This window comes from Buchnera aphidicola (Taiwanaphis decaspermi), from assembly GCF_039405155.1.
Classification (GTDB): domain Bacteria; phylum Pseudomonadota; class Gammaproteobacteria; order Enterobacterales; family Enterobacteriaceae; genus Buchnera_M; species Buchnera_M aphidicola_B.
In genome coordinates this window covers 162,770-177,450 of sequence record NZ_CP135049.1, presented here as the reverse complement: position 1 = coordinate 177,450, position 14,681 = coordinate 162,770, and the positions used below count along the sequence as shown (strand labels likewise).

Here is a 14,681-nt window from a genome sequence, read left to right as displayed (position 1 = left end):
AATATAAACTTATTTATATAATAATTAAACTTTTTAATAAAAATTATTTATAACTTTATAAATAATTTTTTTAAGTATATTTTAAACAATACAATATATTTATAACTAAAAAATTTTAAAAATTATGAATGTTTTATTAAAAAATAAATCCGAAATAAAAAAAATAAAAATTGCTAGCAAAATAGCATCAGAAGTATTAGAAATGATAAAGTCATATGTAATACCAAATATAACTACCTTAGAATTAAACGATATATGTCATGACTTTATAATAAAAAAAAAAGCTATACCTGGATGTTTAGGATATCAAGGTTTTCCAAAGTCAGTTTGTATATCAGTCAATGATATAGTTTGTCATGGTATACCAAATAAAAATAAAAAACTTAAAAATGGAGATATTGTAAATATTGATGTTACAGTTGTTAAAAACAAATATTACAGTGATACTTCTAAAATGTTTTTTGTAGGTAAACCAAGTATTTTATCTAAACGTTTATGTTATGTAGCAAAAAAAAGCTTATATTTAGCAATAAAGGTAATAAAACCAGAAATAAAACTATATAAAATAGGAGAAACAATACAAAAATATGTTGAAAAAAAAGGATTTTCTGTTGTTAGAGATTATTGTGGACATGGTATTGGACGTTATTTTCATGAAGAACCTCAAATACTTCATTATAAATCTAATAAAAATAATCTAATTATAAAAAAAAATATGGTTTTTACAATAGAACCTATGATTAATGCAGGAAGCAAATCTGTAAAATGTATGAAAGATGGTTGGACTGTAAAAACTAAAGATAGAAGTTTATCAGCACAATATGAACATACTGTATTAATAACAAAAAATGGATGTGAAATTTTAACTAAAAGAGAAAAAGAAAATATAAAAAATAATTAATTATTTAGATAAATTTTAAATTATTAATTCAAATTATTTTATTGATTTAATAAATATTTATTAATAAAGAGTATATATGAAAAATATAAAAAACAAAATAAAAAATATATTTAATAAACAAAGTTTTCACAAAAAAAAAAATATAGATAAAAATGAAAAAAAAGATATTGAAAAAGTAATTAGTATGTTAAATGATGGAAAAATTAGAGTTTCAGAAAAAATTAATAATAAATGGGTAACACATCAATGGATTAAAAAAGCAATATTGTTATATTTAAATTATAAAAAAAATAAAATTTTCAGTACTAATACAAATAATTATTATGATAAAGTACCTCTTAAGTTTTCTAATTTTTGTGAAGAAGATTTTTCAAAAAAAAATTATAGAATAGTTCCTCACGCAACAGTAAGATATGGATCTTTCATAGAAGAAAATTGTGTTTTAATGCCTTCATATGTAAATATTGGAGCTTACATATCAAAAAATAGTATGATCGATACTTGGGCTACGATAGGATCATGTGCTCAAATAGGAAAAAATGTCCATATTTCTGGAGGGGTTGGTATAGGAGGAGTTTTAGAACCATTGCAAAATAATCCAACTATAATTGAAGACAATTGTTTTATTGGAGCTAGATCTGAAATAGTAGAAGGTGTAATAGTAAAAAAAGGTTCAGTTATCTCAATGGGAGTTTATATTGGACAAAGTACTAAAATATATAATCGCAAAACTGAAGAAATAAATTATGGTATTATTCCAGAAAACTCTGTTGTTGTACCTGGTACTTTGCCTTCTAATAATGGAAAATATAATTTGTATGCAGCTATTATAGTTAAAAAAGTTGATAAAAAAACTTTAGAAAAAGTTAAAATAAATAAAATTTTGAGAAATATAAAATAATAAATTTTAAATTAAAATTATTAAATATTAAAATATTAGTGTCCTTTAATAAAAGGACACTAAAAAAATTATTGAAGAAATAAATACATAAATTTTCCATGTCTTCTAATTTTAAATGCTAATACTTTTTTTTTTTGATTTTTTAATATTTTTTTTAAATCTTGTAAATTATTTACTTTTAAATTGTTAATACTAATTATAATGTCTTTTTTTACAAATCCTATTTTATAAGAATGAGTATTTGGTATTACTAATTCTATTATAACTCCTTTGTTTTTTTTATTAATTACATAATTATTTAATTTAGCTCCTTCTATCCTAGGATAGTTCATATTAATTTTTGTTAAATCTTTAATATTATATTTTATTTTAGTTTTTATTGAATATATTCTTTTATCTCTTAATAAAGTTAATTGTATTTTTGATCCTACTTGTAAAGATCCTAGTTCTGCTCTAAATGACAAAAAATTGTATATTGGTTTTTTGTTAAATGCTATGATAATATCACCTTCATGTATTCCCGAAAAAAAAGCTGAAGATTTAAATAATACTTTATTTATAAATACACCTTGGTTTACATCAATTGATAAAGAGTTAGCAATTTTTGAATTTAGCTCAGAACCAATTATCCCTATTTGTCCTCTTTTAACATGACCATATCTTAATATTTGTTTAATTAAACTCTTTACAATATTACTTGGTATAGAAAATCCTATTCCTATATTACCTCCTGTTGGAGATAATATTGCTGTATTTATGCCTATTAATTCACCATTAATGTTTACTAAAGCACCTCCAGAATTACCTTTATTGATAGCAGCATCTGTTTGAATAAAATTTTCGTAATTTTCTATATTCAACCCACTTCTATTTAATGCTGATATTATGCCAAATGTTACTGTATCATTTAACCCGTATGGATTTCCTATAGATAAAACATAATCTCCAACTTTTAATTTGTCAGAATTTCCTATTTTAATTGCAGTTAATTTGTTAAATTTTTTTAGTTTAATAACTGCAATATCTGATTTTAAATCAGCTCCAATTAGTTTTGCTAAATAAGTACTACCATCATTCAATTTTACTTGAATTTTCCTAGCATTATCTATAACATGATTATTAGTCACAATATATCCATGATGTGCATCAAATATTACTCCAGAACCTAAAGCTTTAAAATTGTTTTTTTCTAATGTATCGTCTTCTTGATCTTTTTCACATAAAGGTGATCCATATAATAAAGATCCTTTATGGCAAAAAAGTGAATCTTTTCCAAAAAGAGGTTTTAACTTTTTATTTAATTTTCTAGAAAATATAGAAGAATTTCCTTCTATTGTAATACTAACTATGGAGGAATTTACTCTATCTACAACAGAAGATAAACTAATTTCTCTATTAATTGGTGGTGTTTTATGTAAGTTTTTTTGAACACTTGTAGCTGTTTTACAAAAAATGAAAATGAAAAATATTAAAAAATTAGAAACTAAGAAATGAATTATTTTTTTCATTATTATATATTCTCATGTTATAATAATTATTGTTATTATATTTTTCTTAAATTATATAATTTTTATTAAATATTAACTATTATTGATTAACAAATAAAAAAGACATCAAGTTTTTTTTTAAATATTTGTTTAAATAAAATTAATATTGTTTTTTTTTTTACTAATAATATATTATAAATATAAATGATATATAAATTTAATTTTTTTTTAAATCTTTTCTGAACTATTCAAAAAATAATTTTTATAAATAATCTAATGCAAAATTAATTGATGATGAGTAATAATCATTTATTAATTTTAAAATTAAGAAAAATATTAACTAATACTATTAATATTAATTAATTTATATGTAAAATTAATTAAAATATTTTATATATATTAAAATAATTTTGATAAATAACAATTAAAATATTTTAAATACTAAAATTTATTTTTTTAAAATAAAATTATTAAAAATATATTTAATAAAGGAAAAAAATATGATGTCAGGTGCAGAAATGGTCGTTCAATCTTTAATCGATCAAAATATAAAATATATTTTTGGATATCCAGGAGGTGCAGTTTTAGATATATATGATGCTTTAAAAAAAAATAAAAATATAAAACATATTTTAGTAAGACATGAGCAAGGAGCTACTCATATGGCAGATGGTTATGCTAGAGCTACAGGGAAAACAGGTGTTGTATTAGTAACATCTGGTCCAGGAGCAACTAACTCTATTACTGGCATAGCAACAGCATATATGGATTCTATACCAATGATAATAATATCAGGCCAAGTATCATCATCTTTGATTGGTTATGATGCTTTTCAAGAATGTGATATGATAGGAATTTCAAGACCAATAGTTAAACATAGTTTTTTAGTAAAAAATACAGAAGACATACCATTAATTTTTAAAAAAGCTTTTTTTATATCTTCTACAGGAAGAAAAGGACCTGTAGTTATAGATTTACCTAAAGATATATTGAATGTTTATAAAAAAAAAATATACATATGCCCTAAAAAAATTAACATTAGATCTTATAATCCTGAAAAAAAAATTAATTTGAAAAAGATAAAAAAAGCTTTTAAAATATTAATGAAATCTAAAAAACCGATAATATATTCAGGAGGAGGAGTAATTAGCTCAGAATGTCATAAGGAATTGTATATTTTTGCTAAAAAACTAAAATTACCAGTTGTAACATCTTTGATGTCTTTAGGATCTTTTCCAGGTAATCATTATCAAAATTTATCTATGTTAGGAATGCATGGAACCTATGAAGCTAACATGGCTATGCATTATGCAGACTTAATATTTGCTATTGGCGTCAGATTTGATGATAGAACAACAAATAATTTAGAAAAATATTGTCCTAATGCAAAAATATTACATATAGATATTGATCCAACATCTATATCCAAAACAGTAAAAGCAGACATTCCTATTATTGGTGATGCTAAAAAAATTTTAAAAAAATTTATTTATTTAATAAACAAAAAAAATATGTTAAAAAATAACATTGTTAAATGGTGGAAATTTATTGATAATTGTAGAAAAAAAAAAAGTTTGTTATATCGAAAAGATGAAAAAAAAATAAAACCTCAATTAGTTATAGAAACATTATATAAATTAACTTTAGGTAATGCTTATATAACTTCAGATGTAGGCCAACATCAAATGTTTACTGCATTATATTATCATTTTAATAAACCTAGAAGATGGATAAATTCAGGAGGCTTAGGTACTATGGGTTTTGGTTTACCGGCTGCATTAGGAGTAAAATTAGCTTTTCCTAAAAAAAATGTTTTTTGTATAACAGGTGATGGTAGTATTCAAATGAATATTCAAGAATTATCTACAGCTATGCAATACAAACTCTCGATAATAATAATAAATTTAAATAATAGTTCATTAGGTATGGTTAAACAATGGCAAGATATGATTTATGATGGCAGACATTCTCATTCATATATGAAATCTTTACCTGATTTTGTAACATTAGCAAAATCATATGGTCATATAGGTATTAATATAAAATATTCATATGAATTAAAAGAAAAGTTAAAGTTAGCTATAAAAAAATCAAAAAAAGGAAAATTAGTTTTTGTAAATATTTTCGTTGATAAAAAAGAACATGTGTATCCAATGCAAATTAGAAATGGATCAATGAAAGATATGTTATTAAGACATCCTAAAAAAAAGAGAGTTTATAATGCTTAAAACATTATCAATAATTCTGGAAAATGAATCAGGAGCTTTATCAAGAGTAGTTGGCTTATTTTCACAAAGAGGATACAATATTGAAAGTTTAACCGTTTCTCCTACAGAAGATCCAACTTTATCTTCCATGACTATACAAACTATTGGAGATAATAATACTTTAGAACAAATTAAAAAACAATTACATAAATTGATAGATGTTTTACAAGTTAGAGAGTTGAATTTTTTAGATTATATTACTAAAGAAATAATTTTGTTAAAAATAAAATTAAAAAAACATAAAAAAAAAGAAATAGAAAAAAATATAAAAAAATTTAAAGGAAAAATAATAAATATCAAATTAAACAAATATATAATTCAATTAACAGACAACAATAAAAGGATAAATTCTTTCATAAAAATAATAAAAGAAGATTCTAATATTATTGAAACATCTAGATCGGGAATTGTAGTAATACATAAGAATTAATATATTTATATATATATGTATTAAAAAAAATATAATACAAACAATAAAAAATATTTGTTAAATATACATAAAAATAATATGATAAAAAAACATAAAAGTGTTTTGTTAAAAGAAAGCATTAAATCTCTTAATATTATACCTAATGGTATATATATAGATTGTACTTTTGGAGGAGGAGGTCATTCTGAAAAAATATTAGAAAAATTAAATAGTAAAGGAAAATTATACGCAATAGATAAAGATTTAAAAGCAGTAAAATATGGAGAAAAAAAAATAAAAGATAATAGATTTAAAATAATACATTTGAGTTTTTCAAAATTAATAAAATATATCAAAAAAAAAAAAATGTTAGGATTAATTAATGGAATAATAATAGATTTAGGAATATCATCTATACAACTAAATGATCCTAAAAGAGGTTTTTCTTTTATTAAAAAAGGACCTTTAGATATGAGAATAGACAATTCTAATAAAAATAACATCAACGCTCGTCAATGGTTGTCAAAATCTAATCAAAAATCTATTGAATTAGTATTAAGAAAATATGGTGAAGAAAGATTTTCTAAAAAAATAGCTAAATTAATATTTAATTATAAAAAAAAAAAAGATATAAAAAATACTTTAGAATTATCAAAAATTATCAAAAATAACATTTTTTTAAGAAAAAGAAATAAACATCCGGCTACTAAAACTTTTCAAGCAATTCGTATATTTATTAACCAAGAATTAAAAGAATTGAAATCAATACTAAATCACTCTTTAAAAATATTAAAAAAAAAAGGAAGATTGACAATTATTAGTTTTCACTCATTAGAAGATAAAATAGTAAAAAAATTTATAAACAAATTTAGCGGTAAAATTTCAATACCTAATAAACTACCTCTTACAGAAATTCAAATAAATAGTATAAGAAAAAAAAAAATAAAAATAATTAGTAAAATATTTCCTAGTGTTCATGAAAAACAAAAAAACAGATCTTCTCGTAGTGCAATTATGCGCACTATAGAAAAAAAATAATATAAATAAAAAATTTAGTTATTTTAAAATTAATTCTTTGTATGGAAAAATAAAATGAATAATGTTGAAAAACAAAAATTAAATATTACGAAAAATGCAATAAAAAGAATTAAAAAAATAATACTTAATGATGACAAAAAAAAATATTTTAGAATATACATAACAGGAGGAGGATGTAATGGATTCAAATATTTGTTTTGCACAGACAATGCATTAAAAAAAAATGATATTTATATAAAAAAAAAAATTGTTTTAGTTGTAGATTATATTAGTTTTCAATATTTAATAGGAAGCACATTAGATTATAAAAAAACTTTGCAAAGTTCTAAATTTATAGTAATTAATCCTAATGCAAAAAATACATGTAGTTGTGGAATATCGTTTAACATTTAAAAAATAAAAATAATAAAAAAAATATGAAGATAGGTGTAATTGTTGCAATTAAAAAAGAAGCTTTTTTAATATATAAAAAAATAAAAAACAAAAAAAAAATAAAAATTTGTGGTTTTAAAATTTATTTTGGTAAAGTATATAATTTTGTTATTTATATTATCATTTCTGGGATAGGAAAAGTTTCAGCAACAATAAGTAGTATGATATTAATAAATAATTTTGATATAAAAATTATGATTAATATAGGTTCTGCTGGAAGTTTGAGTAATAAATATAAAATAGGAACTATATTAATACCCAATAAAATTGGGTATCATGACGTTGATGTTACTGCTTTTAAATATAAATTAGGACAAATACCTAAAATACCTGCTTTTATGAAAATAAATAAAATTATATTTAATAAATTTAAAAACAAAATTATTTCAGAAAAAAAAATTATAACAGGATTATTGTTAACTGGGGACCAATTTATAAACAAAAAAAGAAGTATTAATATTTTAAAAAAATTTCCTAAAGCAATAGCTGTAGATATGGAATCATGTGCCATATCTCACGTTTGTTATAAATTTAAAATACCGATCATAGTAATAAAATCTATATCTGATTTTTCTAACGAAAAATCTCATTATGATTTTAAAAATTTTTTATCTTTATCTGTTTATAATTCTTCAAAAATATTATTTTGTGTTTTAGAAAATTTTAATATTATTAAAAATAATCTAAGTAATTTTTAGAAAAAAATATTTTTATAAATAACTAATTATTTAAATATTAAATATCAGTTGATGTTTTTTGATATAAATCTGCGGCCATACGAATTGTTTCATTTAAAGTTGGATGAGGATGTATTGTTAAAGAAATATCTTCAGCATCACAGCACATTTCAATTGCAATGGATATTTCTGAAATTATTTCTCCAGCATTATGACCTACAATTAATCCACCTATTATTCTATTATTTGTATCAAAAATAAGTTTTGTTAAACCATTGGTGTTATTAGAAGATATAGCTTTTCCACACATATTCCAATTAATAGTTGATGTTTTATATGATATTTTATTTTTTATAGCTTCTTTTTCAGTTATACCAACCCAAGCTATTTCAGGATCAGTATATGCCACAGAAGGTATAACTTTAGGAGTAAAAAAATGTTTTTTTCCTGAAATAACTTCTGCTGCTAATCTACCTTGATGAATTGCTTTATGTGCTAACATGGGATTACCTGTAATATCACCTACAGCATAAATATTAGATATATTAGTGCACATTTGATTATTTACTTTAACAAAGTTATTTTTAATTTTAATATTTAAATTACTATTTTTTATAATATTTATTGAAGGTACTCTACCAATTGAAACAAGAATAGCATCATATTCTTTTTCAATTTTTAATGAATTATTTTTTTTTCTTATGATTACAGATATATTTTTTTTATTTAACATAATTTTAGATATAAAAGAATTTAACATTATAGAAAAATATTTGTTAGATTCTTTTTGGTACATATTTATAACATCTTTATCTAAAAAAGGTAATATTTGTTCAGAATTTTCAATTATATTTATTTTTTTTGAACCTAAAGAACTATATATAGTTGCTATTTCTAAACCTATTATTCCACCACCGATAATTAATAAACGTTTAGGAATATAAGGAATTTTCAAAGCTTCAGTGGAATTCCATATACGTTTATTTTTATATGTAATTAGAGGTAATTTAGCAGGTTTGGATCCTGTAGATATAATCGCATAATTAAAATTTATATATATATATTTATTGTTTTGTTTGACTTTTATTTTTTTGTTATTAATAAATTTTGCATTACCATAAATAATTTTTATTTTTTTTTTATTTGATAAATTTTTTAATCCATTATTAAGTTTTAATATAACATTTTTTTTCCAATTATTTATTTTATTTATATCTATTTTACATTTTTCAAATTTAACACCATAATTAGATATATTTTTTGTTTCTTTTATTATTTTTGCGATATATAATAATGATTTTGATGGTATACACCCTACGTTTAAACAAACTCCTCCTAAAAAATTATTTTTTTCAATTAACAAAGTTTTTAAACCCAAATCAGAACATCTAAATGCTGCTGAATATCCTGCAGGCCCGGATCCAATTACAACTACATGAGTATTTATTTCTTTTTTAGACATAAAATTTGCCTTTTAAATATTTATTTTTTATAAAAATTATTTATAATAATTGTTTTCACATTTAATTTACATTATTATATAACGAATGTCAGATAAAATTTTGTTTATATATGTAATAAAAATAGATGCATCAATTCCATCAATTATTCTATGATCAAAAGATAATGATAACGGTAATATCACTCTAGGAATCCAATTATCTTTTTTCCAAACTGGTTTTATGAAACTTTTAGATACTCCTAAAATTGCAACTTCTGGACAGTTTATAATAGGAGTAAAAAACTTTCCTCCAATACCTCCTAAATTAGATATGGTAAAAGTTCCTCCTTGTAATTGATTAATTTTTAATTTACTTTTTTTAGATAATTTAACTATTTTAATAATTTCATCAAAAATATTTTTAATATTTTTTTTATTTGCATCTTTTATAACTGGAACTACTAATCCATTTTTTGTTGCCACTGCAATTCCTATATTAATATATTTTTTTATTATTATTTTATTATTATTTAACCAACTAGAATTAAATTTTTCATATTTTTCTAAAGATTTTGATACAGCTTTTATTATGAAAGGAAGTAAAGTCAACTTTTTTGATGAAATACTTTTGTTATATTTTTTCCTAAATTTTTCTAAATCAGTTATGTCTACTTCATCAAATTGTGTAACATGTGGAACCATTAGATAATTTTTATGTAATCTTTGACTAGAAATTTTTTGTATACTAGAAAATAGAATTTCTTTTGTATTTTCTTTTTTAAATTTTTTACTTTTTTTAAAACAAATTATTTCTTTAATTTTTTTATCAATATTTATATTATTAATATTTTTTTTTATATAAATATTTAAATCTTCTTTCAATATTCTACCTTTTAAACCAGTTCCATTAACATCATTTAAATTTATATTTTTTATTCTCGCTAATTTTCTTATCATAGGAGAAGCATTTATTATAAATTGTTTTTTATTTAAATAATAATTATCTATTTTTTTTATTTTTTTTTCATTTATGTCAAATTTTTTATCGTTGCTTAATTTGCAAACCATTATTAATGAATTTGTTTTTATTTTGTCACCTATTTTTTTAAATATATTTTTAATGGTTCCTGAATATGGAGAAGGTATTTCCATAGAAGTTTTACTTCCTTCTACTATCATCAAAGAATCATTTTTTTTTACTAAATCATTTTTTTTTACAAATATTTCAATTATCTCTGCTTTTTCTAAACCAATATCAGGTATATAAATTTTTTTTTCCATTCATTTTATCTCTTATGAGAAAAGTGGATTTATTTTGTTTCTATCAATATTAAATCTAGTAATTGATTCATAAACTGTTTTTTTGTCTATTTTACCAATTTTAAATAATTGATATAATGCTGAAACTACTATATAAAAGGAATTAATTTCAAAATAATGACGTAGTTTTTTCTTACTATCTGATTTACCAAAACCATCAGTTCCTAAAACATAATAATATTTTGTAGGTATGTAATTTCTTATTTGTTCAGCAAACAATTTCATATAATCAGTAGAAGCGATAGCTGGATAATTATTCATAACTTTTTTAAGATACGGTATTTTTGGATTTTTATGAGGATTTAACATATTCCATCTTAAACAATTTTCTCCATCTCTAGCTAATTCTGTGAAAGAAGTAACACTATAAACATCTGATTTTATATTGTAATCTTTAGATAATATTTTAGATGCTTTACATACTTGTTTTAAAATAGCACCTGAACCTAATAATTGTACTTTAGCAATATTTCCTTTAGTAGTTTTTAATTTATATATACCTTTACATATTCCATTTTCTACATTTTTGGGAATAGAAGGCATATGATAATTTTCATTAGTAACAGTTATGTAATAATATATATTTTCTTGATTTTCTCCATACATTCTATTTAATCCATTATTTATAATAACTGCAACCTCATAAGCATATGCTGGATCATATGAAATACAATTAGGTATAGTTAATGAATATATATGACTATGTCCATCTTCGTGTTGTAATCCTTCACCATTTAATGTAGTTCTACCAGAAGTTCCTCCTATAAGAAAACCTCTAGCTTGTTGATCTGCAGCAGCCCAAAATAAATCACCAGTTCTTTGAAATCCAAACATAGAATAATAAATATAAAAAGGTATCATAGGAAAATTATTTGTGCTATATGAAGTTGCTGCAGACAACCATGAAGCTGCAGCTCCTAATTCGTTTATACCTTCTTGTAAAATTTGTCCTTTTTTATCTTCTTTATAATATGCTAACATATCATAATCTTGAGGAGTATATTTTTGTCCTTCTGAACTATAAATACCTATTTGTCTAAATAAACCTTCCATACCAAATGTTCTTGCTTCATCTGCAATAATAGGTACTATTCTATTTTTAATATGTTTATTTTTCAAAAATATATTTAATATTCTAATAAAAGCTATTGTAGTTGATATTTTTTTTTTTTGTTTGGCTAATAAAGAAGAAAAATCATTTATATTTGGCAATATCATTTTTTTAGTAAAATTACATAATCTAGTTGGCAAATATCCACCTAATTTTTTTCTTTTATTATGTAAATATTGAAATTCTTCTGAACCTTTTTTAAAAGATATGAATGGCAATTTTTTTATTTTTTTATTATTAATTGGTATATTTAATTTATCTCTTATATAATATATATTTTCTATGTTTATTTTTTTTAGTTGATGAGCAATGTTTTTGCCTTCAGCTATTTTTCCTAAACCATATCCTTTAATAGTATGTGCTAAAATAACCACTGGTTTTTTTTTTATTTTTTTAGCTTTATTTATTGCATTATAAATTTTGATAGAATCGTGACCACCTCGATTTAATTCCCAAATTTCTTCATCTGTCATATTTTCAACTAAATTTAATGTTTCCTTATATTTTCCAAAAAAATGTTTTCTCACATAAGATCCATTTTTTGATTTAAAATTTTGGTAATCTCCATCTAAAGTTTCATTCATTAAACTTATTAATTTACCTGTTTTATCTTTTTTAATTAATTTGTCCCATTTTCCACCCCATATTACTTTTATAACTTCCCAACCTGAACCACAAAATATACTTTCTAATTCATTAATTATTTTACCATTTCCTATAACAGGTCCATCTAATCTTTGCAAATTACAATTTATAATAAATATTAAATTATCTAATTTTTCACGAGATGCTATAGATATTGCTCCTTTAGATTCAGGTTCATCCATTTCACCATCTCCTAAAAATGCATACACTGTTTGTTCTTTGGTTTTTTTTAAAGATCTATTTTCTAAATATTTCAAAAATTTAGCTTGATAAATAGCACATATTGGACCTAATCCCATAGATACTGTAGGAAATTGCCAAAAATCAGGCATTAATTTAGGGTGAGGATAAGAAGAAAGTCCATCACCATCTACTTCTTGACGGAAATTATTCAATTGTTTTTTAGTTAATCTTCCTTCTAAAAAAGCACGTGCATAAATACCTGGAGATATGTGACCTTGAAAATATACTAAATCTCCTCCATTTTTACATGTTCTAGCTTTAAAAAAATGATTAAAACATATTTCATATATTGTAGCTGAAGATTGAAAAGAAGATAAATGACCACCTAAATCTAAATTTTTTTTAGATGCTCTTAATACAATCATTATTGCATTCCAACGAATTGCAGAACATATTTTGTTTTCTAATAATAAGTTACCTGGATATTTAACTTCATCTTTAACAGATATGGTGTTAATATAATTACTTATTAAAGAATAATTCATAGGTATTATTTTTTTTTTATTAGCAAATTTTAAAATTTTATCAACAATAAATTTTGCTCTTTCAATTCCTTCTAATTTAATTATTGATTTTAAGGAATCTAACCATTCTTGAGTTTCTATTGGATCAATATCATTATTATATAAATCATTAGACATAAATATACTTATTCTCTCATATAGTAATTTATTAAAAATAAATAATATTAGTTGTTGTAAAAAAAAATTATAATTTATAAAATAAAAATAATTCAATTATTAAAAATTCTGTTTTCTTGTTCTAAAACTCTAATAAAAGTTGTTCTTTTAGTTAATTCTTTAATTTTACAAGCACCAACATAAGTACAAGCTGATCTTAAACCACCTAAAATATCTTGTATTGTATTGTATACTAATCCTTTAAATATTATTTTTACTTTTTTACCTTCAGATGTTCTATAACGATAAATATCACCTATATATCTTTTCATGGCTAATTTGGAACTCATTCCATAAAACAAAATGAATTTTTTACCATTTTCTTTTATTATTTCACATTCAGATTCTTTGTGACCAGCTAACATACCTCCTAACATAACAAAATCAGCTCCTCCACCAAAAGCTTTAGAAATATCACCAGATACTGTACAACCACCATCGCTTATAATTTGTCCAGATAAACCATGTGCTGCATCAGAACATTCTATAACAGCTGATAATTGAGGATATCCTATTCCTGTTTTAATTCTTGTTGTACAAACAGATCCTGGACCAATACCAACTTTTACCAAATCAGCTCCAGAAATGATTAGTTCTTCTACCATTTCTCCTGTAACAACATTACCTGCACAAATTATTTTATTAGGAAACATATTTCTTACTTTACTTACAAAGTTAACAAATCTTTCAGAATACCCATTAGCTACATCAATACATATATATAATAATTTGTTTGATAAAGATAAAATTTGTTTTATTTTTTTTAAACTGGAATTAGAAATGCCAGTAGAAACCATTATATATTTTAATACTTTTTTGGAATTTTTTTTAATAAAATTTTCCCAATCATAAATTGAATAATATTTATGTATTGCTGTTAATATTTTAAAGGATGATAATGATTTAGCCATTTCGAAAGTTCCTATAGTATCCATATTAGCAGCAATAATTGGAATACCTGACCAAGATAATCCTGAATGTTTAAACTTAAAATCACGATATAATTTTACTTGAGATCTGCTATTTAAAGTTGATCTTTTAGGCCTTATAAGAACATCTTTAAAACCTAGTTTTAAATCTGATTCAATTCGCATAAATTAACACCTAAAAAAGTCATACTAACTATTAT

At 22.0% G+C, this 14,681-nt stretch carries 12 protein-coding genes; 7 read left to right on the top strand and 5 right to left on the bottom strand.

The features are described 5' to 3' along the window. The first annotated feature begins 124 nt into the window (after positions 1-124). Positions 125-901 carry a type I methionyl aminopeptidase gene (map, locus tag RJX39_RS00830; protein WP_343192758.1) on the top strand — a complete coding sequence of 259 codons (777 nt, stop codon included), beginning with the start codon at positions 125-127 and terminating at the stop codon, positions 899-901. A 76-nt stretch (positions 902-977) separates the two neighbouring features. Then, complete coding sequence (gene dapD / locus RJX39_RS00825; protein WP_343192757.1) at positions 978-1,802, top strand: 2,3,4,5-tetrahydropyridine-2,6-dicarboxylate N-succinyltransferase; 825 nt, start codon at positions 978-980, stop codon at positions 1,800-1,802. 68 nt (positions 1,803-1,870) lie between these two features. On the opposite strand, the gene RJX39_RS00820 is transcribed toward dapD, so the two are convergent. Then, positions 1,871-3,310 carry a Do family serine endopeptidase gene (locus tag RJX39_RS00820; RefSeq protein ID WP_343192756.1) on the bottom strand — a complete coding sequence of 480 codons (1,440 nt, stop codon included), beginning with the start codon at positions 3,308-3,310 and terminating at the stop codon, positions 1,871-1,873. Positions 3,311-3,789: 479 nt separating this feature from the next. Between RJX39_RS00820 and ilvB the strand changes: the two genes are divergently transcribed. The 5 genes from ilvB (at position 3,790) to RJX39_RS00795 (ending at position 8,133) form a co-directional block, all read left to right on the top strand. Beyond that, positions 3,790-5,517 (top strand): biosynthetic-type acetolactate synthase large subunit, encoded by a 1,728-nt coding sequence (gene ilvB / locus RJX39_RS00815; RefSeq protein ID WP_343192755.1) that lies wholly within the window; start codon positions 3,790-3,792, stop codon positions 5,515-5,517. Beyond that, positions 5,510-5,986: an acetolactate synthase small subunit gene (gene ilvN / locus RJX39_RS00810; RefSeq protein ID WP_343192754.1), complete on the top strand. Its 477-nt coding sequence runs from the start codon at positions 5,510-5,512 to the stop codon at positions 5,984-5,986. Before ilvB ends, ilvN begins: the two co-directional genes overlap by 8 nt. Before the next feature lie 78 nt (positions 5,987-6,064). Further along, entirely contained in the window at positions 6,065-7,003 is a 939-nt protein-coding gene (gene rsmH, locus RJX39_RS00805) for a 16S rRNA (cytosine(1402)-N(4))-methyltransferase RsmH (RefSeq protein ID WP_343192753.1), read from the top strand. Between the two features lie 54 nt (positions 7,004-7,057). Next, a complete protein-coding gene (gene erpA, locus RJX39_RS00800; RefSeq protein WP_343192752.1) occupies positions 7,058-7,396 on the top strand; it encodes an iron-sulfur cluster insertion protein ErpA in 339 nt (112 codons plus the stop codon). 23 nt (positions 7,397-7,419) lie between these two features. Continuing rightward, complete coding sequence (locus tag RJX39_RS00795) at positions 7,420-8,133, top strand: 5'-methylthioadenosine/adenosylhomocysteine nucleosidase (RefSeq protein ID WP_343192751.1); 714 nt, start codon at positions 7,420-7,422, stop codon at positions 8,131-8,133. Positions 8,134-8,170: 37 nt separating this feature from the next. Here the strand turns inward: RJX39_RS00795 and lpdA are convergent, their stop codons facing one another. The 4 genes from lpdA to RJX39_RS00775 form a co-directional block, all read right to left on the bottom strand. Next, entirely contained in the window at positions 8,171-9,574 is a 1,404-nt protein-coding gene (gene lpdA / locus RJX39_RS00790) for a dihydrolipoyl dehydrogenase (protein WP_343192750.1), read from the bottom strand. A gap of 66 nt (positions 9,575-9,640) precedes the next feature. Continuing rightward, on the bottom strand, positions 9,641-10,834 hold the full coding sequence (locus RJX39_RS00785; RefSeq protein ID WP_343192749.1) for a 2-oxo acid dehydrogenase subunit E2: 1,194 nt from the start codon (positions 10,832-10,834) through the stop codon (positions 9,641-9,643). Between the two features lie 12 nt (positions 10,835-10,846). Then, positions 10,847-13,513: a pyruvate dehydrogenase (acetyl-transferring), homodimeric type gene (gene aceE / locus RJX39_RS00780; protein ID WP_343192748.1), complete on the bottom strand. Its 2,667-nt coding sequence runs from the start codon at positions 13,511-13,513 to the stop codon at positions 10,847-10,849. A gap of 92 nt (positions 13,514-13,605) precedes the next feature. Further along, positions 13,606-14,646, bottom strand: a complete 1,041-nt coding sequence (locus RJX39_RS00775) for a GMP reductase (protein ID WP_343192747.1) — start codon at positions 14,644-14,646, stop codon at positions 13,606-13,608. Positions 14,647-14,681 lie beyond the last annotated feature (35 nt).